22 protein-coding genes are annotated in these 24,043 nt (G+C 70.7%); 9 read left to right on the top strand and 13 right to left on the bottom strand.

All coding sequences use genetic code 11. The features are described from left to right. From ABD235_RS12930 to ABD235_RS12960, 7 genes are all read right to left on the bottom strand, one after another. On the bottom strand, nt 1-462 hold the full coding sequence (locus tag ABD235_RS12930) for a hotdog fold domain-containing protein (RefSeq protein WP_344173519.1): 462 nt from the start codon (nt 460-462) through the stop codon (nt 1-3). 91 nt (nt 463-553) lie between these two features. Continuing rightward, nucleotides 554-1,315, bottom strand: coding sequence for a YebC/PmpR family DNA-binding transcriptional regulator (locus ABD235_RS12935; RefSeq protein ID WP_344173521.1), 762 nt, complete (start codon nt 1,313-1,315; stop codon nt 554-556). 32 nt (nt 1,316-1,347) lie between these two features. Beyond that, nucleotides 1,348-1,935 (bottom strand): pyridoxal 5'-phosphate synthase glutaminase subunit PdxT, encoded by a 588-nt coding sequence (pdxT, locus tag ABD235_RS12940; protein WP_344173523.1) that lies wholly within the window; start codon nt 1,933-1,935, stop codon nt 1,348-1,350. Next, nucleotides 1,932-2,495, bottom strand: coding sequence for a DUF6891 domain-containing protein (locus ABD235_RS12945; protein WP_344173525.1), 564 nt, complete (start codon nt 2,493-2,495; stop codon nt 1,932-1,934). The genes pdxT and ABD235_RS12945 overlap by 4 nt, the downstream gene beginning before the upstream one ends. Nucleotides 2,496-2,515: 20 nt before the next feature. After that, nucleotides 2,516-5,041 carry an ATP-dependent helicase HrpB gene (gene hrpB, locus ABD235_RS12950; protein WP_344173527.1) on the bottom strand — a complete coding sequence of 842 codons (2,526 nt, stop codon included), beginning with the start codon at nt 5,039-5,041 and terminating at the stop codon, nt 2,516-2,518. Between the two features lie 165 nt (nt 5,042-5,206). Next, nucleotides 5,207-7,459, bottom strand: coding sequence for an ABC transporter permease (locus ABD235_RS12955; RefSeq protein WP_344173529.1), 2,253 nt, complete (start codon nt 7,457-7,459; stop codon nt 5,207-5,209). Next, on the bottom strand, nt 7,456-8,259 hold the full coding sequence (locus ABD235_RS12960; protein ID WP_344173531.1) for an ABC transporter ATP-binding protein: 804 nt from the start codon (nt 8,257-8,259) through the stop codon (nt 7,456-7,458). The genes ABD235_RS12955 and ABD235_RS12960 overlap by 4 nt, the downstream gene beginning before the upstream one ends. 192 nt (nt 8,260-8,451) lie before the next feature. Here ABD235_RS12960 and ABD235_RS12965 point away from each other — a divergent pair, with 192 nt between their 5' ends. After that, entirely contained in the window at nt 8,452-9,654 is a 1,203-nt protein-coding gene (locus ABD235_RS12965) for a sensor histidine kinase (protein WP_344173533.1), read from the top strand. Beyond that, nucleotides 9,651-10,391 (top strand): response regulator transcription factor, encoded by a 741-nt coding sequence (locus tag ABD235_RS12970; RefSeq protein WP_344173535.1) that lies wholly within the window; start codon nt 9,651-9,653, stop codon nt 10,389-10,391. The genes ABD235_RS12965 and ABD235_RS12970 overlap by 4 nt, the downstream gene beginning before the upstream one ends. Here ABD235_RS12970 and pdxS read toward each other — a convergent pair whose 3' ends face one another. Next, a complete protein-coding gene (gene pdxS, locus ABD235_RS12975) occupies nt 10,392-11,291 on the bottom strand; it encodes a pyridoxal 5'-phosphate synthase lyase subunit PdxS (protein WP_344173538.1) in 900 nt (299 codons plus the stop codon). Nucleotides 11,292-11,370: 79 nt separating this feature from the next. Further along, complete coding sequence (locus ABD235_RS12980) at nt 11,371-12,726, bottom strand: aminotransferase-like domain-containing protein (RefSeq protein WP_344173540.1); 1,356 nt, start codon at nt 12,724-12,726, stop codon at nt 11,371-11,373. 199 nt (nt 12,727-12,925) lie between these two features. Between ABD235_RS12980 and ABD235_RS12985 the strand changes: the two genes are divergently transcribed. Next, the gene (locus ABD235_RS12985; protein WP_344173542.1) at nt 12,926-14,584 is read left to right on the top strand and encodes a bifunctional 3'-5' exonuclease/DNA polymerase; all 1,659 of its coding nucleotides are present in this window, start codon (nt 12,926-12,928) and stop codon (nt 14,582-14,584) included. On the opposite strand, the gene ABD235_RS12990 is transcribed toward ABD235_RS12985, so the two are convergent. Further along, complete coding sequence (locus ABD235_RS12990; RefSeq protein WP_344173544.1) at nt 14,566-15,531, bottom strand: RNA polymerase subunit sigma-70; 966 nt, start codon at nt 15,529-15,531, stop codon at nt 14,566-14,568. The genes ABD235_RS12985 and ABD235_RS12990 overlap by 19 nt on opposite strands. After that, nucleotides 15,528-16,016 carry a hypothetical protein gene (locus tag ABD235_RS12995; protein ID WP_344173546.1) on the bottom strand — a complete coding sequence of 163 codons (489 nt, stop codon included), beginning with the start codon at nt 16,014-16,016 and terminating at the stop codon, nt 15,528-15,530. The genes ABD235_RS12990 and ABD235_RS12995 overlap by 4 nt, the downstream gene beginning before the upstream one ends. 77 nt (nt 16,017-16,093) lie before the next feature. On the opposite strand from ABD235_RS12995, the gene ABD235_RS13000 reads away from it, so the two are divergent. Together ABD235_RS13000 and ABD235_RS13005 are read left to right on the top strand one after the other, a co-directional pair. Next, nucleotides 16,094-16,891 (top strand): S-methyl-5'-thioadenosine phosphorylase, encoded by a 798-nt coding sequence (locus ABD235_RS13000; RefSeq protein WP_344173548.1) that lies wholly within the window; start codon nt 16,094-16,096, stop codon nt 16,889-16,891. After that, on the top strand, nt 16,888-17,907 hold the full coding sequence (locus ABD235_RS13005) for an NAD-dependent epimerase/dehydratase family protein (protein ID WP_344173550.1): 1,020 nt from the start codon (nt 16,888-16,890) through the stop codon (nt 17,905-17,907). Before ABD235_RS13000 ends, ABD235_RS13005 begins: the two co-directional genes overlap by 4 nt. Here ABD235_RS13005 and ABD235_RS13010 read toward each other — a convergent pair. Both ABD235_RS13010 and ABD235_RS13015 read right to left on the bottom strand, forming a co-directional pair. After that, nucleotides 17,897-19,060, bottom strand: a complete 1,164-nt coding sequence (locus tag ABD235_RS13010) for a sensor histidine kinase (protein ID WP_344173552.1) — start codon at nt 19,058-19,060, stop codon at nt 17,897-17,899. The genes ABD235_RS13005 and ABD235_RS13010 overlap by 11 nt on opposite strands. Continuing rightward, nucleotides 19,057-19,755, bottom strand: a complete 699-nt coding sequence (locus ABD235_RS13015; RefSeq protein ID WP_344173554.1) for a response regulator transcription factor — start codon at nt 19,753-19,755, stop codon at nt 19,057-19,059. Before ABD235_RS13015 ends, ABD235_RS13010 begins: the two co-directional genes overlap by 4 nt. A 111-nt stretch (nt 19,756-19,866) precedes the next feature. Between ABD235_RS13015 and ABD235_RS13020 the strand changes: the two genes are divergently transcribed. Genes ABD235_RS13020 through ABD235_RS13035 form a run of 4 tightly spaced genes read left to right on the top strand, consistent with a single transcriptional unit; the run spans nt 19,867 to nt 24,022 of the window. Continuing rightward, complete coding sequence (locus ABD235_RS13020; RefSeq protein ID WP_344173556.1) at nt 19,867-20,526, top strand: glycosyltransferase family 2 protein; 660 nt, start codon at nt 19,867-19,869, stop codon at nt 20,524-20,526. Beyond that, entirely contained in the window at nt 20,523-21,764 is a 1,242-nt protein-coding gene (locus ABD235_RS13025; protein WP_344173558.1) for a DUF2064 domain-containing protein, read from the top strand. Before ABD235_RS13020 ends, ABD235_RS13025 begins: the two co-directional genes overlap by 4 nt. Then, nucleotides 21,761-23,113 carry a glycosyltransferase 87 family protein gene (locus ABD235_RS13030; RefSeq protein ID WP_344173560.1) on the top strand — a complete coding sequence of 451 codons (1,353 nt, stop codon included), beginning with the start codon at nt 21,761-21,763 and terminating at the stop codon, nt 23,111-23,113. Before ABD235_RS13025 ends, ABD235_RS13030 begins: the two co-directional genes overlap by 4 nt. Nucleotides 23,114-23,155: 42 nt before the next feature. Continuing rightward, entirely contained in the window at nt 23,156-24,022 is an 867-nt protein-coding gene (locus ABD235_RS13035) for an ATP-grasp domain-containing protein (protein WP_344173562.1), read from the top strand. Nucleotides 24,023-24,043 lie beyond the last annotated feature (21 nt).

Raw genomic sequence — 24,043 nt, forward strand, 5'->3', positions numbered from 1 at the left:
CTACTTCCGGTCCGTGACCCAGAGATTGATGGTGCCCTCGACAACGACCGTGCCGTCGGTACGAGTCGCCTTGACGCGAACCGGTACGTCGGGACCGGCGGTCCAGGCGGACGGGTCGGTCTCCGCGGTGCAGGTCAGGTCCGAGGTGGACTTGGCCAGGTAGGCGACGTCCATGCCCTTCGGCAGCCAGCGCTTGCCGGCCGGGACGGTCGCCTCGGCGAGTGCGCCCATCGCGGCCTCGAGGCCGTTGCAGACGGCGATCGCGTGCACGGTGCCGATGTGGTTCTGCACCGCGCGGCGCTTGGGCAGCACCAGGGAGGCGAAGTTCGGGCTGACCTGGACGAAGCGCGGCCGGATGGATCCGAAGTACGGCGCCCGCCGGCTGAACGCGAAGGAGAAGATCCGCGGACCGCCCGGAACCGTGCGCAACCGCTCCCACATCGCCAGCACCTGAGTCGCCATGCGGCAGATGTTACCCACGAGTTAACAAAGGCCACAAGACAGCAGCGGCGCCCGGGAGGCATCCCCGGCGCCGCTGCTCAAAAGAAAAGCGTCAGCCGACCTCGGCCATCACGTCGTCCGACACGTCGAAGTTCGCGTACACGTTCTGCACGTCGTCGCTGTCCTCGAGCGCGTCGATCAGCCGGAAGATCTTGTTCGCGCCGTCGGCGTCCAGCTCGACCGTCATCGACGGGACGAACGACGCGTCGGCCGACTCGTAGTCGATCCCGGCGTCCTGCAGCGCGGTCCGGACCTTGACCAGGTCGGTCGCCTCGCTGATCACCTCGAAGGCCTCGCCGAGGTCGTTGACCTCGTCGGCGCCGGCCTCGAGCACGGCCTCCATCACGTCGTCCTCGGAGTAGGTCTTGCCGTCCTGCTCCTTGTTCACCACGATGACGCCCTTGCGGTTGAACAGGTACGCGACCGAGTTCGGGTCCGCCAGCGAGCCGCCGTTGCGGGTCATCGCGGTCCGGACGTCGGCCGCGGCGCGGTTGCGGTTGTCGGTCAGGCACTCGATCAGCATCGCGACACCGTTCGGGCCGTAGCCCTCGTAGGTGATCGACTGCCAGTCCGCGCCACCGGCCTCGGCGCCGGAGCCACGCTTGACCGCGCGGTCGATGTTGTCGTTCGGGACCGACGACTTCTTGGCCTTCTGCACCGCGTCGTACAGGGTCGGGTTCCCGGCCAGGTCACCGCCGCCGGTGCGGGCGGCCACCTCGATGTTCTTGATCAGCTTCGCGAAGAGCTTGGCGCGCCTCGAGTCGATGACCGCTTTCTTGTGCTTGGTGGTGGCCCATTTGGAGTGGCCTGACATCGCGAACCCAACCCTTCTACCGCCGAACAGACTTAGAGGTCACGCACCAGGTCGGCGAAGTACCCGTGCAGCCTGGCGTCACCCGTCATCTCGGGGTGGAACGACGTGGCCAGCAGCCGATCGTGGCGAACCGCGACGATCCTACCCATCGCCGGGCCGGACCTCACCGTCGACAGTACCTCCACGTCGGGCCCGACCCGCTCCACCCAAGGTGCCCGGATGAACACCGCGTGGTACGGCGCGTCGAAGGCCGCGAACTCCAGATCGGCCTCGAACGAGTCGACCTGCCGCCCGAACGCGTTCCGCTGGACGGTGACGTCGAGCCCGCCGAGCGTCTCCTGGCCCTCGATCCCGCCGGTGATCCGGTCCGCGAGCATGATCATCCCGGCGCACGTCCCGAACACCGGCATCCCGTCCGCGATCCGCTTCTGCAGCGGCTCGAACAGCTCGAACGACCGCGCCAGCTTGTACATCGTCGTCGACTCGCCCCCCGGCAGCACGAGCGCGTCGACGGCGTCAAGCTCGGACGGCCGGCGTACGGGCACGGCCTGCTCGCCGACCTGGGCCAGCATCTGGAGGTGCTCGCGGACGTTGCCCTGCAGGGCGAAGACGCCGATCACAGCTCGACCCTCCGCTGCCAGTCCACGGTGACCTCGATGCGTCCCTCGTCGAAGGTCGCCGGCAGATCCCGCTCGTGCAGCAGCGCCAGTACGTCGTCCAGCAGCGGCTCACCGGGCGCGACGTTCGCGGTGTCGGGGTGCCAGACCTTCAACTCCAGCATCCCGAAGTCGACGGCGTGCCAGACGTCGGTGTCGGTGAAGAACACCAGCCCCTTCGGATCGGTCGCGGCCTCCAGCGCCCGGCGGGCGTCGTGGTGATCCGCGCAGTACCGCACGACGACGATCCCCAACGACTCCAGCTCAGCCAGTACGGCGTCCAGCCGGTCCGGCCCGGTCTCAGCCGGCCAGGTCTCCGCATCGGCCTTCACATCAGCCCATGCCTCGGCGATCAACTCCGGTACGACGGCCGCCGGGTCCGCCGCGGGCGCGTCCTCCTGGACGGCCTCGGTCAGCGCGGAAGTCACCGCCGCACGGTCCGCGTAGCCGGACCGGACGAGCACGCGCGCGAGGCCACGCAGCTCACGAGCGGTGCGCTCGCCCGCCGCAGACAGAACATCCATGGTGTTCAGCGTATCTCCGTTCATTGGCGCGGTTTCACGCGCTTGGTCGGGACGGCGGTGAGTGGATCCTCCGGCCAGGGATGGCGCGGGTACCGGGCGCGCAGGTCGGCGCGGACCTGGGGATAGCCCTGCTTCCAGAACGACGCCAGGTCGCTCGTGATCGCGACCGGGCGCCGGGCCGGCGACAGCAGGTGCAGGACGACCGGGACCCGACCGTCCGCGACGACCGGTGTGGTGGTCCAGCCGAAGACTTCCTGCAGCTTCACGGCGAGGACCGGTGGCTCGGCGCCGTCGTACGCGAGTCGTACTTCGGAGCCCGAGGGGACCTTGAGCCGTTCCGGCGCGAGCTCGCCGAAGCGGGTCGCCGCGGGCCAGGGCAGCAGTCGCCGGAGCGCTGACGCCACGTCGATGCGGGCGAGATCACCTGCGCGTCGCACCGAGGCGAGCTCGGTCCCCAGCCATTCGTCCAGGTTGGCCAGCAGGGCTTCGTCGTCGACCGCGGGCCACGGGTCTCCGAGGTGCGCATGGCAGAACGCGAGCCGCTCCCGCAAGGCGAGCGCCGCCTCGGACCACCGCAGTACGGACAGACCGCTGCGGCGGATGCCGTCCCGGACAGCCGCTTGGACGAGCAGCCGGTCGGGCTTGGCCAGCGGTACGTCGTTGAGCACGATCGCGCCGAGCGCCTCGATGCGCCGCGTGACGATCCGGCCGTCGTCCCAGCGGATCTGGTCGGTGGTCGTGACGAGCTCGCCCGCGACGTCCCGCGCGGTCTGCTCGTCGATCGGCGCCGCGGACCGGATCCTGGCGTCCGCGCGCCCGGGCGCCCGATCGGCCACCGCAATCGCCAGCCAGGCTGTGTTCCGCAACGGCGACTGCGGATCCAGCGCGGCGCCGGTGCCGCCCGACATCTGGTACGTCGCCGAGTCAGCGCCGCGAATCCGCGCGATCCGATCTGGATATGCCAGTCCCACCACGATTCCTGCTGCAAGATCATCAGGTACCGTGCCGGTCGACCGCACCCTGTCTCCGCCCACCGTGTCGTCGACCGTCGTACCTCGATTAAGGCGCTTGGCTTCTTCTCTCCAACGGGCTGTAGCTCCGCGGTCCTCGCCACGCCGGAGCGCCCGCCAGCGAGCCGGCAAGTCATCTCCGAAGTCACGAGCCGAGTCGTCCGACAGCATCGCCACCACCTCACGCGCCCGATCCGCACCAACCCTCGGCGTACCGTCCAGCAACGCCCGAGCCAACCGCGGATGCGCCCCGACCGCCGCCATCCGCCGCCCTCGCTCGGTGATCCGGCCGCGGTCGTCCACGGCGTCGAGGCGGCGCAGCAGATCAGTGGCCGCGGTCATCGCAACAGCCGGCGGGGCCTCGAGCAAGGTCAGCCCGTCACCAGCCGGCGCACCCCACGCCGCAAGATCGAGCGCGAACCCGGCCAGATCGGCGATCGCGATCTCCGGCGCCGGATGATCGTCGAGATGTGCGTGGTCGGTGGCCGACCAGCACCGATAGACCCGTCCGGGCGCCTCCCGCCCAGCACGCCCCGCCCGCTGATCAGCCGACGACTTCGAAACCCGGCAGGTCACCAACGCACCCAGCCCCCGGGACTGATCCGTCCGCGGTTCCCGGGCGAGACCAGAGTCGACCACCACCCGAACCCCAGGCACCGTCAGCGAACTCTCCGCGACCGACGTCGTCACCACGATCCGGCGCGCAGCACCCGGCGCCAGCGCGCGATCCTGCTCGGCCCTGGACTGCCGGCCGAACAACGGCAGCACGTTCTCACCGGCCAACCGCCGGGTCACCCCGTTGATCTCGCCCTCCCCCGGCACGAAGACGAGGATGTCGCCCTCGTTCTCAGCCAACGCCCGCCGTACGACGGCCGCAACGTGATCCAGCAAGCGCGGATCGACCCGCCCACCAGGCAGCAACGGCACAGGCACCGGCGGCGGCGCCCACTCGACCGCCACGTCGTACAGCGCGGCAGACGCCGTGATCACCGGCGCCGCAACCTCAGCACCCAAAGCCCGACTCAACCTGACCGTGTCCGGCGTCGCCGACGTCGCGACGAGCGCGAGATCCTCCCGCAGATTCGCCCGGACATCGAGGCAGAACGCCAGCAGCAGATCAGCATCCAGATGCCGCTCGTGGCACTCGTCGATCACGATCGCGGCGACCCCAGGCAACTCCGGGTTCTGCTGCAACCGCCGTACGAGAAGCCCGGTCGTCACCACCTCGACCCGGAGCCCCTGACCGCCGCTGCGCTCACCACGCATCGCATAACCGATCCGCTGCCCCAGCGGTTCGCCCACCAACGTCGCCAACCGAGCCGCCGCCGCCCGGGTCGCCATCCGCCGCGGCTCCGCAACGACGATCGTCCCCCCGAGCGCATCACCGAGTGCCAACGGCAACAAGGAGGTCTTCCCCGACCCAGGCGGCGCCACCAGCACCGCGGTCCCCCGCGAACGCACCGCATCAACCGTGGCAGGCAGCACCGCCCGAACAGGCAGATCCGCCCCCGGCACCGACACCCCAGGCAGCAACACGCCCCGACGCTAGCCGACCACCACCGCGGGACTTCCGACCAACCCACATCGTGGTGAGCTCAGAACACTCCTGGTCGGGATCGAACGGCGAGCGAGGTGCATCTGGCCTGGCTCGGAGTTCGGGCGACCTGTCGTACCAACAGGCCGCCCGAGGCATGGAGCCGGCTACTCGACGGCGAGCGCCGCTTCCGCCGGGCGCCCCCGGGTCGCACGCCATGCGGGCAGGAGCATCGCGCCCAGGGTCAGCAACACGGTCAGGGCGACCGTCGTCAGGTAGATCCACGGCGATCCGACAGGGAGAACGGTGTCGAGCCGCTTGAGGCTGACGGGCACCAGGATCGCGACCGCCGCGGCGGTGCCCAGGACGACGCCGCTGAGAGCCACGATCACGCCTTCCAGACCCACCATCTGCATCACCTGGCCACGCGTGGAGCCCGCGAGCCGCTGCAGGCCGAACTCCCGCCGCCGGGCTGTCATGCTCGACGCGAGGGTGTTGATCACCGTGATGGCCGAGTACCCGGCGATCATGACGACCATGATGTAGATCGCGAAGTTCGCGGTCTTCTTCTGGTCGTCGAACTCGCCGAGGAGAACGTCGCGGCCACTCACCGCAAGGCCGTCCTGGGCAGACGCCCAGTCGGTCAGTTCCTTCTCCATCCGCGCCGAGTCGGCGTCCTGGTCGAACGAGACGAGCATTCGTGTCGCGCCGCCCGCCGTCGTGTGGGCGGCGAGGGTGTCCGCGGGGAGCAACAGCGTGTCGTAGTCGTCCGGAGCGGAGAACAAGGCGGCCACCCGGACGTCGAGAGCCGTGTTGTCACCCAGCCTGAGGGTGATCGCGTCGCCGAGGTCGACGCCCAGCCTCTCGGCATGCTGTTCGTCGATCGCGATCGTGTCGTCCCGCAGGTTCGCGAACGAGCCGGCCGTGATCTTGACGGGGGTGGTGGCCCCGGCGCCTACGGGCGACACGCCCTGCAGGTTCCACCCCTCGTTCAACGGAGAGCTGTCCTTCGGATTCTCGATGAACCCCAGACTGTCGATGTACTCCGAGGCGCCGGCGACACCGGGCAGGTCGTTGACCCGTTCGACCACGCCTGGATCGAATCCGGTCTCGGTGGTCAGCACGGCATCGGCGACCAGGTTGTCTGCGAAAGCCCGCCGGTCCGCCTCGTCACTCGTCGTCTGCAGGTACAGCAACCCGGTCGACACCGCGGTCAGCAGGATGACCGGGGCCATCACGGCTGCCAGGCGGCCGCTTCGGCCCCTGGCGTTGAGGACGGCGAGCTGGCCGGTCACCCCGCCGACCGCACGGACAGGCCACTGCCAGACGAACGTGGTGAGCTTGGTCAGGACCGGAGCCAGGAGGGCTGCTCCGATGGCAAGGAGAATCACCGCCGGCGCGCCAGTGGCCGGAGTGAGTGGCCCGCTCATCACGGTCATGGTGACGACGGTCAGTCCGATGCCGGCGCCGAGAACGACGACCGCGAGGAGCAGGCGGCCGCCACCGATCAGTCGCCCGTCGACGGAGACCTCCGCCAGCGCCTGCGTCGGCTTGATCCGAGAGACCCGTCGACCTGCGCCCAAAGCGCCGGCCAGAGCGGCGACGACCGCCACAGCCATGGCGGCCGCGGTGGGGATCCACCCTTGGTGGAAGACGACGCCGTCAGCGGCGATACCGCGATCGACCAGCAGCTCGAACAGGAACCGGCCGAGGAGCTGACCGGGCAGGACGGCCAGCGCGGTGGCGATCAGCGAGAGCATCAACGTCTCGCGAAAGATCAGCCGACGCAGCTGGCGAGACGTCGCACCGATGGCCCGTAGCAGCGCCAGGTCCCGTTGCCGTTGGGTGATCGACAAACCAAGCATGGACGAGACCCCGAAGACCGACACCAGGAGCGCGAAGGCGGTGAAGACCCCGGCAAGGGCCATCACGGTGACCCCGCCGGCCTTGGCCTCGCGCAGCTCCGCCTGCCCCCGTTGATCTCCGACGAGGGTCACCGCCCTGTCGTCGAGCTCAGCGTCGATCCGCTGCCGCAGCTCGTCCACGTCGGTTCCCGGCGCGGCCACGACGCCGATCGCGTCGACCGTCCCGGTCGGCGCCTCGCCCTCGAAGACGTAGCTTTTGGTCTCCAGCACCCCCGGCAGCACCGAGAGCTTCTCCTCGAGGCCCGCGTCGATCCGGACCCGCTCGGGGAGGATGGGCGGTTCGTCCGGATCGCCCCCGGAGGCGTGGTACTCCTGGTCACCGGCGACGACGACGTCGGCCGCCGCGATCTCCTGCGGCGTGACCGCGGAGCGGGTCCCGGTCTCGATGAGTCCGCCGGTGGCCATCATCATGGCCGCCGCGAAGAACATGGCCAGGAAGGCGGCCGCGAACATCCCCGCCCGGAAGCGCAGGGTGCGAAGCGCGAGCTGCATCATCGGTGCTGCCCTCCCGAGGTCTTGTCCAGGCGAGGCAGCGGCAGGGGTCGCTCGTCGGCGAAGGCGCCCAGATGGGTCATCCGCTCAGCCACGGACTCGGCGGTCGGCGAGTGGAGCTCCCCCGCGAGACGACCGTCGGCGAGGAACAGGACGCGATCGGCGTACGACGCCGCGACCGGGTCGTGAGTCACCATCACGATCGTCTGGTGGGCCGTCCGCGCCGAGTGCCGCAGCAGGGAGAGGATGTCCTGCGCCGTTCTGGTGTCCAGCGCACCGGTCGGTTCGTCGGCGAAGAGGACGGCGGGTTCGCTGATCAGCGCCCGAGCGATGGCCACCCGCTGCTGCTGCCCGCCGGACAGCTCCGACGGACGGTGGTGGCTTCGCCGGGCCAGACCGACCTGGTCCAGCACGGTCGACACCCTGCTCCGGGACGGCGGTCGCCCGGCGAGCCGGAGCGGCAGCGTGACGTTCTGGCGCACCGTCAGCACCGGCAGCAGGTTGAACGACTGGAAGACGAACCCGATGCGGTCGCGCCGCAGCTTCGTCAGCTCGGTCTCGTCCAGCTCGCTGATCTCGTGCCCCTCCAGCAGCACCGAACCCGACGTCGGCTGGTCGAGCCCTGCCGCGCACTGCATCAGAGTGCTCTTACCGGACCCGGACGGGCCCATGATCGCGGTGAAGGTCCCCCGACCGAACTGCGTCGTCACGCCGTCGAGCGCGACCACCTCGTTGTCCCGTTTGCCGTAGACCTTGCGCACGTTCGTCAGCCCTACCGCAGCCAGGGCGCCGCTTGTTTTCATCAGAGATTTCCTTGCGATTTGCTGTCCGGCCGATGCCGGACGGTTCGTCACCAACCCTCTCGTCGACGCCCTTCGTGCACATCGTTCGTCAACACCAACCTGGTGCTGGTGCCACCGGACCAGATCCGACGGCGTCTGGTGCGGACGCACTACGTCCCTCGGCCGGAGGTGGCCATGTCCTACCCTGAACAGATGACGCCGTGGGTGACCTGGCGCGAGGGAGCGATCGTGACCACGGCCTTCCTGGTGTGCCTGCTGGGGAGCGTGCTGCAGGTCGACGACACGGTGGCACCGCCATCCGTAGCGGCCTGTCTGCTGGCGGCGACGTCGGCGGCGGTGACGCTCGCCCGCCACCGGGCGCCGGTCGCCACGCTGGCGGTCACAACGGTTCTCGGCATGCTCGTCGCGCCCCTCGGCCTCCTGCCGACTCCGCTCACGATCGCCCCGGCCGTCATCAGCGCCTACGCCGTGGCGATGCGCACCGAGCGACGTACCGCCGTCGCGGCCCTCCTCACGTCGGCGGCACTGCTCGTCGCCTCGACCTTGTTCTTCGAGGAGAACCTCTCCTGGGAAGACACGAGCAGGTTGGTGACCGTGGCGTCCTCGCCGCTCGTGGCGGCCGTGCTCGGGCGTTTGGCGAAGCACCGGCAGGCCCAGCTGGCGTACGTCGCGGAGCGGGCACTGCGAGCCGAGACGAGCCGGGACAGCGAAGCCCGCCGGAAGGTCGGCGAGGAACGAATTCGCATCGCGCGCGAGCTGCACGACCTGGTCGCCCACCAGATCACGCTGGCGAACGCCCAGGCGAATGTGGCGGCTCACCTCTTCAGCACGCGCCCGGACCAGGCCCGCACCAGCCTGGACGAGGTGGTCGAGACCACCCGCCAGGCCCTCGACGAACTGCGAGCCACCGTCGGACTCCTGCGTCAGAGCGACGACGCTCCCGCGCCCCATGAGCCGGCGCCCGGGCTGGCACTCGTACCGACCCTGCTGGAGTCCTTCCGCCTCGCGGGGCTGGAGGTGTCGATGCACCACGACGGCACTGCTGGACCGCTGCCGCCGGCAGTGGATCTCACCGCCTACCGCGTCATCCAGGAGGCTCTGACCAACGTGACGAAGCACGCCGCTGCTCGCAGCGCCGACGTCCGCCTCAGCTGGGAGCGTGAGCGGGTGGGCATCAGGATCATCAACGACGGCGTCAGTTCCCGTACGCCGCTGGAGCATTCGCCCGGCTACGGTCTGATCGGGTTGCGCGAACGGACCACCGCCCTCGGCGGCAGCCTCACAGCGGGCCCTCGACCCGAAGGCGGCTTCATCGTTGCCGCCGAGCTACCTCTGCCCGTCGCCGGATCCGGAGCACGGACGACCGCCAGAGCATCTGACAGGGAGGGCCGATGATCGGAGACATGGCCGACCAAGGACTGAACGACGACCCAGCATCCGGACGCCGGCTGCGGGTGGTCCTCGCCGACGACCAGGCGTTGCTGCGAGGTGCCTTCCGTACTCTGCTGGACAGCGCCAATGACATCGCTGTCGTCGGCGAGGCCGGCGATGGCGAGGAGGCGGTGGAGGTGACCCGCCGCACGCACCCGGACGTGGTGGTCATGGACATCCGGATGCCTGGCATGGACGGACTCACCGCCACCGCCCAGATCTGCGCCGACCCGGACCTGCGCGCCAGCCGCGTGCTCGTCCTCACCACCTACGAGACCGACGAGTACGTCGCCCAAGCCCTGCGGGCGGGAGCGAGCGGCTTCATCGGCAAGGGGATCGACGCTGACGGACTGCTCGATGCCGTCCGCACGATCGCCGACGGCGACGCCCTCCTGTCCCCGGCCGCGACCCGATCACTGGTCGCCCGATTCCTCGCCGCCCCCGTCGACACCGCACCGCCCGACGTCGAGCGGCTCGTCGCGCTCACTCCACGCGAGCGCGAGATGGTCGCACTCGTCGCGACGGGACTGTCGAACCTCGAGATCGCCGATCGGCTGTACGTCAGCCCTTTCACCGTCCGGGCTCACGTGCAGCGTGCCATGACGAAGCTGGAGGCACGAGACCGCGCGCAGCTCGTCGCCATCGCCTACCAAACCGGCCTGGCGCGCGGCCTTACCGACGGGGACCGGGGGTCCCGGTAGCTACCAGCCGCGCTCGGCCAGGCGGTGGGGCTGGGGGATCTCGTCGACGTTGATGCCGACCATCGCTTCGCCGAGGCCGCGGGAGACCTTGGCGATCACGTCGGGGTCGTCGTGGAAGGTGGTCGCCTTGACGATCGCCTCGGCGCGCTGGGCCGGGTTGCCGGACTTGAAGATGCCGGAGCCGACGAACACGCCCTCGGCGCCGAGCTGCATCATCATCGCGGCGTCGGCCGGGGTGGCGATGCCGCCGGCGGTGAACAGCACCACGGGGAGCTTGCCGAGCTCGGCGACCTCCTTGACCAGCTCGTACGGCGCCTGCAGCTCCTTGGCGGCGACGAACAGCTCGTCCTCCGGCAGGTTCTGCAGCCGGCGCAGCTCCTGGCGGATCTGGCGCATGTGGGTGGTCGCGTTGGACACGTCACCGGTGCCGGCCTCGCCCTTGGAGCGGATCATCGCCGCGCCCTCGGTGATCCGGCGCAGCGCCTCGCCGAGGTTGGTCGCGCCGCAGACGAACGGAACGGTGAAGTTCCACTTGTCGATGTGGTTGGCGTAGTCGGCCGGGGTGAGCACCTCGGACTCGTCGATGTAGTCGACGCCGAGGCTCTGCAGCACCTGGGCCTCGACGAAGTGACCGATCCGGGCCTTGGCCATCACCGGGATCGAGACCGCGCTGATGATCGAGTCGATCATGTCCGGGTCGCTCATCCGGGAGACGCCGCCCTGGGCGCGGATGTCGGCCGGGACCCGCTCCAGCGCCATCACCGCGACAGCGCCGGCGTCCTCGGCGATCTTGGCCTGCTCGGCGGTGACGACGTCCATGATCACGCCGCCCTTGAGCATCTCCGCCATGCCACGCTTGACCTTCGCGGTACCGGTCTGCGGTGCGGTGGTCTCAGTCACTTCGGGGTCCTCCTGGTCAGAGCTGGGGTACGCCACCAGCCTAGGACTCCGACACCTGCCGACTTCAGTCCACTCTGAATCAACTGGACTGAGCAATCGCGGCCGTCAGCCGAGCCACCACCAGCCGCAGTGTCGCGGGCGGCGCGGTGAACGGGATCCGCAGGTGCCGCCGGTCCGTGCCGTCCGGCGTGAACAGGTCACCGGCCCCCAGCAGCAGCCCCTGCTCCCGCGCTGCCTCCAGCACCTTCCGCGACCGCACCTCGGTCAGCTCCAGCCAGAGCGTCATCCCACCGGTCGGAGTCGACCAGGCCACTCCGGGCACTGCCTTCAGTCCGGTCTCCAGCGCCGCCAGGTTGGCCCGGAGCCGGGTCTTGCGCCGGGAGATCACCCGGTCGAGCCGGTCCAGGATCGCCAACGCCAGCAGGTCGTCCAGCGCACTGGGCGACGTCACACTGAGCTGCGCCGAGGTGTTGATCCGCCTGCGCAGCTGCCGACCGGTCCGGACCCAGCCGACGCGCAGGCCTCCCCACACCGTCTTGCTGAGCGAGCCGACGCTGACAGTGCGCGGGTACCGGCTCAGCGGGTCGGCCTGCTTGCCGCTGGCCAGCCAGAGCGGCCGCATGGTCTCGTCGCTGATCAGCGCGGCGCCGTACCGCCGGGCGATCTCCACCACCGCCGTACGCCGGTCCGCCGGCAGGCTGAGCCCGGTCGGGTTGTGGTTGTCGGCCTGCAGGTAGATGACCTTCGGCTTGTGGCGCCGGCAGAGGTGAGCGAGCTGGTCGGTGTCCCAGACGCCGGCAGGCCAGCCGACGACGTCCAGCCGGTGGTTGCGCAACAGGTCGAAGGCCGCCGGGTACGTCGGGGTCTCGGTGATCGCGACGCCCGGTCCGAGGTCGAGCCCAGCCAGCGCCGCGTTCAGCCCAGCCGCCGCGCCAACTGTCAGCGTCAGCTGGCCCGGCTCGGTCGGAACGCCTTCGGACGTCAGCCGCTCGGCCAGCGCCGTACGTAGCTCCATCGACCCACCCGGCGGCGGCCCGTCGCCGCCCATCGCCTGCGGCAGCCCCTCCGCCACGATCTGCGCCGCCACCTCGGCGACATCATGCGGAGCCGCCGTCGTGGCGAACCGCAGGTCCAGCAGCGGCTGGTCCCCCGGCGTCACCGTCGACACCGGAGCAATCGGGTCCAGCAGCCGGTCCAGCGGCCGCACATGCGTCCCGGACCCGCGCCTGGTCTCCAGTACGCCGTCCGCCCGCAACTGGTCGAGCGCCCGGACCACCGTCACCCGGCTCACCCCGAGCCGCTCCGCCAGCACCCGCTCCGACGGCAACCGCGACCCGATCGACAGGTCCCCTCGCTCGATCCGCCGCAGCACCAACGCCTCGACCTGCTCGGTCCGGTTCCCGTCCGCCGGGTCCAGATCACTCCCCCGCCACATGAGTCCAGTCTGACACCACTGGCCTGATCCCACCCCCGACACCACCCCGCGGTCATTCGCCCCACCGCCCCTCCACCGCCGACTTTGAGCACCGGCCAGCCATCTCGAGCGCGACTTGGTGGCTGGCCGGTGCACAAAGTCGAGGTGGAGGGGCCGAGGAGGTCGGAGGAGTGTCGGTGGCGGGTGCGAGGATCTCCGTGTGGACGAGAGATGGGCGATTGCTCCGACCGAAGGTGGTGGCGCGCTGCTCGTTGCCCTCCATCCGGACGGGCAACCTGCTGGTGAAATCGTCCAAGAGCACGACCTCGCAACTGCTGTCGCTTCTCGTCCTCAGGTCAGCAGATGGGTCTGGCGATCGACCGCCGAGATCTACCCGCGCCTCCTCGCGGCCGGCGTCCGGGTCGAGCGCTGCTACGACATCGAGACCGCCGAAGGCCTTCTCCTGGGACACGCGGGTCGACTGGGCGAGCCACGCTCAGCAGCCGCCGCCTGGGCCCGCCTCACCAACCAGCCGGTCCCACCCGACCCACCGATGCGCGCCACTGAGCCGGGCGGCGAGCAGTCCTCGCTGTTCGACATCGAGACCGAGCCACTCCCCTTCGAAGCCCTCCTCCGCGTGTACGCCGACCAGCTCCGTCGCCACCACGACACCGAGCACCCGGACCGCATGCGCCTGCTCATCGCGTCCGAGTCCTCCGGCTGGCTCATCGCCACCGAGATGGACCGCGCCGGCCTCCCCTGGAGCGCCGAGGCGCACCGGGCGCTCCTGAGCGAACTCCTGGGCGAGCGGTACGCCGGTGGCGGGGAGCCCCGCCGTCTGACCGAGCTGGCCGAGCAGGTGTCCGCCGCGTTCGGCCGACGCGTGCGGCCGGACCTGCCGGCCGACGTACTGAAGGCGTTCAAGCAGGCCGGCCACCAGCTCAGCTCCACCAGGCGCTGGGAGTTGCAGACCATCGACCACCCCGCGGTCGAGCCCCTGATCGAGTACAAGAAGCTCTACCGGATCTACACCGCCAACGGCTGGACCTGGCTGCACGACTGGGTCCACGACGGCCGCTTCCGCCCCGGCTTCGTCCCCGGCGGCACGGTCTCCGGCCGCTGGGTCACCAACGGCGGTGGTGGCCTGCAGATCCCGAAGGTGATCCGCCGCGCGGTCGTCGCGGATCCCGGATGGCGGCTGGTCGTGGCCGACGCCTCCCAGCTCGAGCCACGCATCCTGGCCGCGATCTCCCGCGACGAGGCCTTCATGCAGGTCGCCGGCGACGCCGCCGACCTCTACAAGGCGGTCTCGGACAAGGCCTTCGCCGGTAATCGCGACAAGGCCAAGATCGCCGTACTGGGCGCCATCTACGGCCAGACCTCCGGCGACGGCCTGAAGAACCTGGCCGACCTCCGCAAGCGGTTCCCCAAGGCCGTCCAGTACGTCGACGACGCCGCTCGCGCCGGCGAGGACGGCCGCCTGGTCCGCACTTGGCTCGGCCGCACCTGCCCACCCTCTGGTTCGCAACTCGACGCCGCACAACTCGAGGGTCCGCCGGCCGACGAGCCACAGGTGGACGGACGCCGGGCCCGCGCCCGCGGCCGCTTCACCCGCAACTTCGTCGTGCAGGGCAGCGCGGCCGACTGGGCCGTGCTGATGATGGCCGCCCTGCGACAGTCGATCGCGTCACTCAAGGCCGAACTGGTCTTCTTCCAGCACGACGAGGTGATCGTGCACTGCCCGGCCGACGAGGCCGAGCAGGTCGCCGCCGCGATCCAGGCCGCCGGCGACCTGGCCGGCACCCTCTGCTTCGGTACGACGCCGACCCGCTTCCCGTTCGGCACCGCGATCGTCGAGTGCTACGCCGACGCCAAGTAGGCCGGCAGCCCCAGCAGCGCGAAGTCGACCCCCTCGAACGCGGTCATCTCCAGCACCAACCCGGCCTCGATCCGGAACACGGTCACCGCGAACGGCCGGTACCGGTCGTCACCCGGTGCCCGCAGGTAGGCCGCGGCCGCCGGCTGCCGATTGAGGCCGACAGCAACGAACCGCCACGACCCGCGGTTGACCGGCCCACCCGGCGCGAAGTTCGCCGCGAACACCTGCTCGGCCCGGTCCCGCCCGCTGTACCAGAACGGGTACGGCGGCATGCTGACCCGTACGTCCTCGTGCATCAACGCCGCCAGCCCGGCAGCGTCCCCTGCCTCGAAGGCCGCCATGTACTTCGCCACCAAGGCCTGCTCTCCAGCCGTGGCCGCCGCAGACCACTCCGTACGGCGTACCGGCAGGTGCTCCCGCAGGACCGGCCGCGCCCGTTGCAGCGCCGAGTTCGCCGCCGGCACCGACAGGTCGAGCACGTCGGCGGTCTCCTTCGCCGACCAGCCGAGCACGTCCCGGAAGATCAGCACAGCCCGCTGCCGCGGCGGCAGCTGCTGGATCGCGGTCAGGAAGGCCAGCTCGATCGTCTCCCGCCGGATCACCTGCGCATCCGGCTCCTCGGCCCGGTCCAGCAACACGTCCGGGAACGGCTGCAGCCACGGCAAGTCGTCGCGGGCGGGTAGCGCCTCAGCAGGCAGCGACTCCGGCTCCAGCTGGTGCGGCAGGACGCGGGAAGCTCGGCGTACGTCGTCGAGGCAGGCGTTGGTGGCGATCCGGTAGAGCCAGGCGCGCAGACTCGACCGGCCCTCGAAGCTGTCGCGGGCTCGCCAGGCGCGCAGGTAGGTCTCCTGGACGAGGTCCTCGGCGTCGTCGTACGAGCCGAGCATCCGGTAGCAGTGCACGCGCAGCTCGTGCCGGTAGCGCTCGATGTCCTCGACGAAGGTCAACTGCCGTCCTCCAGCTCGATCGTCGACGGCATCGGCGCGTGCCCGGCCAGCCGGAACCAGGTCACGAGCCGCCGGGTCCGCAGGTCGCGCGTCGAGACCACGATGTCGTTGTGGAACCGCCGAGCCAGCTGTACCCGCCGTACGGCGGCCGCCAGCTCACCTGCCCACGGCTGCTCGTCAGTGCCGGTCGCGGCGATCGCTCTGGTCAGCGCGGACTCCCGCTGCTCTCGCTCCTCGTCCGGCGCGGTCCTGGCGCGGTGAGCGGCGTCCAGCAGGAGCAGCGACGAGGCTGGGTCCAGTACGCCGCTGCCGGCCAGTTCGGCGACCAGAGCGGACCGGCGAGCCAGCTCGGTCTCCAGCCGGGCCCGGGCGGTAGCGACCCGGTGGTGCAGCCGGTCGAGCCGGCCGGCCGTCCAGCTGCCGTAGAGGATCACCAGCAGCAGCACGGCCGCGACGGCCGGTAGCAGTACGCTCGTGAGCTCCACGCCCCCATTCTTACGGCCCGCTGACGATCCCCCGCGATCAGCTCCACGCCGACAGGCCAGCCCATAGGTTCGGAACCATGGCAGAGATCGGTGTGATCGGTGGTTCCGGCTTCTACTCGTTCCTGGCCGACGCGCGGCCGGTCGCGGTCGAGACGCCGTTCGGGCCACCCAGCGAGCCGCCGGTGGTCGGCGAGGTGAACGGCCGCGAGGTCGCCTTCATCCCGCGGCACGGCGCCGACCACCGCCTGCCGCCGCACCGCGTCAACTACCGCGCGAACCTCTGGGCCCTGCACTCGCTCGGTGTCCGCACGGTCCTCGGCCCCTGCGCCGTGGGCTCCCTGCGCTCCGAGCTCACGCCCGGCACGATCGTCGTCCCCGACCAGTACGTCGACCGCACCTGGGGCCGCGAACACACCGTGTACGACGGCGAGCAGCGCCCGGTCGTCCACATCTCCCCCGCCGACCCGTACTGTCCCGTCGGCCGCAAGACGGTCGTTGCCTCCGACAAGGGAATCGTCGACGGCGGCACCATGGTCGTGATCAACGGCCCGCGCTTCTCGACCCGCGCCGAGTCCCAGTGGCACGCCGCCCAAGGCTGGTCGCTGGTCGGCATGACCGGCGCCCCCGAAGCCTCCGTCGCCCGCGAGCTCGCGCTCTGCTACACCTCGGTCGCCGTCGTCACCGACCACGACGCCGGCATCGCCACCGGCGAGGGCGTCACCCAGGCCGAGGTGTTCCAGGTCTTCGGCCGCAGCATCGAACGCCTGAAGACTCTGCTCACCGACGTGATCGGCCGCATCCCGACCGACGACTGCACCTGCCACCACTCCCTCGACGGCACCGCCGCCGAGCACCTGTGGACGGTGACCCGATGAGAGTCCTGATCACCGGCGGCGCCGGCTTCATCGGCCAGCACGTCCGCACCCAGTTGCTTGCCGAGGGCCACAACCCCGTCGTCCTCGACTCGCTCCGCCCGGACGTCCACTCCACTCCACCCACGATTGACCTGGTCAAAGGCGACATCCGCGACCCCGACGCCGTGGCCGCCGCGCTCGACGGCGTCGACGTCGTCGTCCATCTGGCCGCGAAGGTCGGTCTCGGAGTGGACCTCGACGACATCGACGACTACGTCTCCAGCAACAGCCTCGGCACCGCAGTCCTGCTCAAGCAGCTCGCCCACAGCACCGTCCGCAACCTCGTCTACGCCAGCTCCATGGTCGTGTACGGCGAAGGCCGCTACGAGTGCGACCGCCACGGCCAGGTCGCGCCCGGCCCCCGGCGTACCGAGGACCTGGACGCCGGACGCTTCGAGCCGCCCTGCCCGATCTGCGGCAAGCAGCTGCGCCCCGGCCTGGTCGACGAGACCGCACCGGCCGACCCGCGCAACACCTACGCCACCACCAAGCTGAACGGCGAGCACCTCGCCTCCACCTGGGCCCGCGAGACCGGCGGCCGCGTGGCCGCCCTGCGTTTCCACAACGTCTACGGCCCCGGCATGCCCCGCAACACCCCGTACGCCGGGGTCGCGTCGCTCTTCCGCTCCGCACTCGCCCGCGGCGAGGCCCCGCGGGTCTACGAGGACGGCGGGCAACGGCGGGACTTCATCCACGTCCACGACATCGCGACGGCGGTCACCACGGCGGCTGCCGCCGTACAGGACTCCCCTGCCTTCACGGCGTACAACGTCGGCAGCGGCACGGTCCACACCATCGCCGACCTCGCCACTGAACTGGCCACGGCGCTCAACGGCCCAGCGCCGGTCGTGACGGGCCAGTACCGGCTGGGCGACGTCCGGCACATCACCGCCAGCTCCCAGCGCCTGCGTGACTCTCTCGGCTGGAAGCCGACCTACGACCTCGCCACCGGCATCGCCGACCTCGTCACCCGTTGACGGGTGCGTTCACCTGCGGCAGATCGATACTGAACGCGCACCCACCCGGCACGTTGTTGACCTCGATCGTGCCCTCGTGCGACTCCACCACGCCTCGGGCAATGGCCAGCCCGAGGCCACCCCCACTGCTGTCGGCGGAACTCGCGGCCGGCGTCCGCTGCTCGTCGCCACGCCAGCCGATGTCGAACACCCGCTCCAGGTCGTCGCTCGGGATGCCGCCGCAGCCGTCGGTCACGGCCAGCCGCACGCGCCCGTCGGTCTCGCGATCGACCGTGAGCTTCACCGTGCCGCCGGGAGCCGTGTGGCGGATCGCGTTGCCCACCAGGTTCGTCACTGCCCGCGTGAGCTCGTCGGCATCGCCGTGAACCGCCAGGCGGTCGTCGTCCTCCGGTGCGGACACGGCCACCGTCACCCCGTTGGCACGGGCGTGCTCGGAGGTCTCGCCCGCCACGTCCTCGGCCAGCTCACGCAGACTGACCGCCGACCGGCGCCGAGGCGGCGGAGCGGCCGACAGCCGGGACAGCTCGAACAGGTCGTCCACCAGCCCGGTCATCCGGTCCACCGTCGTCCGCATCTGCCGCAGCGCGCCCGGCGCGTCCTCGATGACGCCGTCCTCCAGCCCCTCCGACAGCGCGCGCAGCCCCGCCAGCGGCGTACGGAGGTCGTGAGACATGAACGCGACCAGCTCCCGCCGGCTCGACTCCAGAGCGCGCTCCCGTTCGCGGGAGGCAGCCAGCCGAGCCCTGGTCGATTCCAGCTCGTCCGTCAGCTCAGCCAGCTCGGCGGGGACGTTGCCGTTCGTCGCAACGCCCACTGACTCGTACGACGTACCGAGGTCCCGCAGCCGGCGTCCGACATCCCGCGAACCCGTGCTGATCCAGTGCGCGAGCACCACCGACATCGCCAGCCCGAGCAGGCCGGAGAACGCCAGCGTCCAGAGCACCACCAGCGAGTCGTGCGCGGAGATGAACATCGCCCGCACGCTCTGCCCGACCGCCGCCAGCGCGGCCGCCAGCGGAGCCAGGGCGACCACGATGATCGTGACCCGCAGCGAGCGGCGCCGGAACTGCCACAGCACCAGCGCGCCGATCGCACCGACCACCAGGGTCCACAGCGCGGTCAGCGCGAGGATCGTGACCTGATCACGGTTCACTGCGCATCACCCGCGAAGCGGTAGCCGGTCCGCGGCACCGTCAGCACCAGCTTCGGGTCGGACGGGTCGGCCTCGATCTTCTCCCGCAGCCGGCGGATGTGCACGGTGACCGTCGACGAGTCGCCGAAGTCCCAGCCCCAGACGCGCCGCAGCAGCTCGGCCTTCGTGTACGCCTTGCCCGGGTGCGCGACCAGGAACGCCAGCAGGTCGAACTCGCGGTGCGTCAGCGACAGCTCGCCGCCGTCCAGCGTCGCGGTCCGGGCCGCGGTGTCGACGACGATCGGGCCGGAGTGCAGCTTGGTCGGCGTCAGGTCCAGCCCGGCCAGGCGCTCCTCGCGGCGCAGCATGGCCTGCACCCGCAGCGTCAGCTCGCGCGGACTGAACGGCTTGACCACGTAGTCGTCCGCACCGAACTCCAGCCCGACCAGGCGGTCCTCCTCCTCGCCGCGGGCCGACAGCATGATCACCGCCGCGCCGTCGTCGGCAGCGCGCAGCCGGCGCAGCACCTCCAGACCGGACAGCCCGGGCAGCATCACGTCCAGTACGACGACCGACGGCTTCCACTGCTGCCAGACCTCGACCGCCGACACGCCGTCCGCGACCACGCGGCCGTCGTACCCGGCCTTGGTCAGGTACGCCGAGACGACGTTCGAGACGGTCGGGTCGTCGTCCACCACGAGCACACGAGTAGCCACGGTCAGAGCCTAAGTCGTCCGCCGTGCCGGTCCGGCCAGGTGATCGGTCCGTAAGCGACCTGTAGCCATGAGATGCATCTCAAGCCGCCGATTTCTCCCTACGGTCGAAGTGTGTCTGTTGCCGAGGTCGATCTGATCCTGCCGTGTCTCAACGAGGCCGCTGCTCTGCCCTGGGTGCTGGGCCGGTTGCCGGACGGCGTACGGGCTGTTGTCGTGGACAACGGCTCCACCGACGGTTCGGCGGAGATCGCCGCGCGGCTGGGAGCGACGGTGGTGTCGTGCACGACCCGCGGGTACGGCGCGGCCTGCCACGCCGGGCTGGAGGCGGCTACCGCCGACGTGGTCGCCTTCCTGGACGCTGACGCCTCGCTGGACCCCCGCCAGCTGGTCCGCGTCACGGCACCCGTCCTGTCCGGCCGGATCGACCTCATGGTCGGGCGGCGGCGGCCTGTCTCCCGCAACGTCTGGCCGTGGCACCTGCGGCTGGCCAACGCTGAGCTGTCCCGCCGCATCCGCCGCCGGACCGGCGTACAGCTGCACGACCTGGGGCCGATGCGCGCTGCCCGGCGGGAGTCGCTGCTGGGGCTCCAGTTGGTCGACCGGCGCTCCGGCTACCCGCTGGAGACAGTGGTAAAGGCCTCCGACGCCGGCTGGCGGATCGCCGAGGTCGAGGTGGACTACCTGCCCCGCTCCGGCCGTTCCAAGGTCACCGGTACGCCGCTCGGCGCGGCCCGCGCGGTGAAGGACATGTCGAAGGTGCTGGCCCGATGAACACGCTGATCGTCATCGCCAAGGAGCCACGCCCCGGCAAGGTGAAGACCCGGCTGCAGTCCGAGTTCACCCCGAAGGAGGCGGCCGCGCTCGCCCGAGCCTCGCTCTCCGACACCCTGGCGGCCGTCAGCGCCACTCCCGCGCACCGGTACGTCGTGGCGCTCGACGGCGACACCGGTCCCTGGCTGCCTGACCACTTCACGGTGGTCGCTCAGCGCGGCGACGGACTCGACGAACGCCTGGCCGGTGCCTTCGAGGACGCGTACGACGGTACGCCGATGCTGCTGGTCGGCATGGACACCCCACAGCTGACTCCGGCGCTGCTGAGCACGGACTGGGAGGGCCACGACGCCGTACTCGGCCTGACCGAGGACGGCGGCTACTGGTGTCTCGGACTGCGCACTCCCGACCGGTGGGCGCTGGTCGGCGTACCGATGTCCACCGATCACACCGGGCGGGACCAGCTGAACCGGCTGCGGGCGCTGGGCTACAAGGTGAAGCTGCTGCCGAGCCTGCGCGACATGGACACCCCGGTGGACGCGGCGGTAATCGCGGCGGCGTACCCGGAGCTGCGGGTGTCCCGGCTGCACAAGCGGCTGCAGACCTCGGCTCACCCGGCCCTGCTGTTCGAGCGGGCGCTGGACGGTGTGGAAGTCGTTGCTACTGGCACTGACGGCCGGATGGTCCCGTCACTGAGCGAGGTGGACCGCTGGAGCGCTCCGGCCGACGAGGCCGACCGGCTCGCGCTGAGCCGCTGCGAGGGGCCGGTGCTGGACATCGGCTGTGGGCCTGGGCGGATCGTGACAGCCCTGGCCGAGCAGGGCATCGCGGCACTCGGCGTGGACATCTCCGAGCAGGCCGTCCGGCTGACCACCAAGCGTGGAGCGCCCGCACTGCTCCGGCCCGTGGAGGCCGCGCTGCCCGGTGAAGGACGGTGGGGCAGCGTGCTGCTGATGGACGGCAACATCGGCATCGGCGGACAGCCGGAGTCGCTGCTGCGCCGGTGCGCGGAGCTGATCCGGCCCGACGGCATCGTGCTGGTCGAGGTCGACCCGGACGACGACCTCGACGATACCCACCCGATCATCCTGCGGACAACGACGGGCCGCCGGTCCCACCCTCTCCCCTGGGCCCGTCTCGGCACCCGGGCCGTGCTCCGCCACGCCCACGCGGCCGGCCTGCACCCGACCGAGGACTGGCGGACCAACCACCGCGCGTTCCTGACCTTCCGCCGATGAAGCGTTCGTGGCCGGGCTGGACGACCGCACTGGTTGTCCTGCTCGCCGTCGCCTGCAGCACGGGGGCCATCATCACCGCCGCCTACAGCTGGTACCCCAACCTCTTTCTGGTCGGCACCACGATCCTGCTGCTCCTACTGATCAAGTTCGCCCGGACCAGGTCCGTCCTACTCCTCGTAGCCGGCGCCGCGCTCTGCCAGGTCCCCGGCCTGACCCACGCGCCCATCACCAGCACCGACGCCTACCGGTACGTCTGGGACGGCCGGGTCCAGCTCTCAGGCTCCTCGCCGTACTCGCACGTCCCACTGGACGACGCGCTGGCCAAGCTCCGCGACCCGATCCTGTTCCCTGGGCTGAGCCCGACCGACCGGTCCGGCGTCGTCGGCCCGCCGCGCGCCGACGCACCGTTGGACGACGACCCGCGGACCAGGATCAACCGGCCGCAGGTGCCGACCATCTACCCACCTGTCGCCCAGGCCTACTTCACCGTCGTCGCTCTCTTCACTCCGTGGTCAGCAGGCACCTTCGGCCTGCAGCTGGCCGCAGCAGCGATCGCGGTCGCGCTCACCTGGTTACTCGCCGTAGAACTACGGCGACGCGGACGTGATCCACGCTGGGCGGCGCTGTGGGGTTGGTCACCGATCGTGGCCCTGGAAGCCGGCAGCGCGGCGCACGTCGACGTGCTCGCCGCACTGCTGATCATCCTGGCGCTCACCCGCCGCCGCGCCTGGCTGACCGGCCTGCTCCTCGGCGCGGCCGGCGCCGTCAAGCTGCTCCCGCTGCTGCTCCTTCCCGCGATCCCCCGACTCCGCCCGAAGTTCGTTGCCGTCAGCACCTTTTTGGCGAGCTACGTGCCGCATCTGGCCGTCGCCGGCACGCTCGTCGCCGGGTTCCTGCCCGGCTACCTCCACCAAGAGGGCTTCTCCGACGGCAGCTCACGGTTCGCGATTCTCGCGCTGGTGCTGCCTCCTGAGGCCCGCCAGCTCGTCGCCGGGGTCATCGCGGTCGGGCTGGCGCTGCTGGCGCTCAGCAGGCACGGACGGGAGCCGGTCGCGGTCACCTGCTGCTGGCTGTACGGCGCGGCGCTGCTCGTCGCGACACCGACGTACCCCTGGTACGGACTGCCCTTGATCGCCCTCGCCGTGCTCGCCGGACGGATCGAGTGGATCGCCGTACCGCTGGCCGCGTACTGGGCCTACGCGAGCTTCGGCCACGACGTCCGGCAGGGCCTGATCCAGCTCGCCGCGCTCCTGGTCGTCGTCATCACGATCACACTCCGTTACCGCCCGGACGCGGTTTCCCGGTTGATTTCTGGCCCCACCGCTCGGACACTGATCCGGGCGCCGTAGCCACGGGGCCTTGCGACCCCTCCTGAAAGGCAGCCCGTGACCGTGCGTATCGCTCTCGCGACCTCCGCCGAGCACCCGGACCTGCACGAGCACGACCTCCCGCTCGTCACCGCCCTCCGCACCGCCGGGCTCGAGCCCGCTGTCGAGCTCTGGTCCGACCCGTCGGTCGACTGGTCGGCGTACGACGCCGTGCTGCTGCGCTCGGTGTGGGACTACCACACCCGGTACCTGGAGTTCAGCGAGTGGCTCGGCCAGCTCGACAAGGCCGGCGTCCGGGTGCTGAACGACTCGGCCCTGGTCCGCTGGAACGCCGACAAGTCCTACCTGCTGGAACTGCGCGAGCGCGGCGTCGCCATCGTGCCGTCCCAGGTCGCGGCCGGGGACTGCCTGCGCGAGGTCGTCGGCGGCCTGTCCGGCCGGGAGGTCGTCATCAAGCCGACGGTGAGCGCCAGCGCGCTCCACACCGTCCGCGGGGTCGCCGGCTCCGAGGAGCTCAGCCGCGCGATGGACGACCTGCCCGACACCGTCTACCTGGTCCAGCCGTTCCAGCCGGAGATCCAGACCGACGGCGAGTGGTCCCTGATGTTCTTCGGCGGCGTCTTCTCGCACGCCGTGGTCAAGCGCCCCGCGGCCGACGACTACCGCGTCCAGCACGAGTACGGCGGCAGCGTGGAACTGGCCGACCCCACCCCCGCCGTCCTCGAAGGCGCCACCGAGGCCCTCACCGCCGCGGGTGCCACCACCACGCCGTACGCCCGGGTCGACGGCATCGTCTCCAACGGTCGCTTCCTCCTGATGGAGCTCGAGCTCATCGAGCCGTACCTGTTCCTGCCCGACCACCCCGAGTCGTACACGACCCTCGCCCAGGCGGTCGCCGCGCAACTCGTCCCCGCAGGAATCTCTCAGTAGGACCGCCTGGAAGCGCACTAG

This window comes from Kribbella lupini (genome assembly GCF_039529595.1).
GTDB lineage: Bacteria > Actinomycetota > Actinomycetes > Propionibacteriales > Kribbellaceae > Kribbella > Kribbella lupini.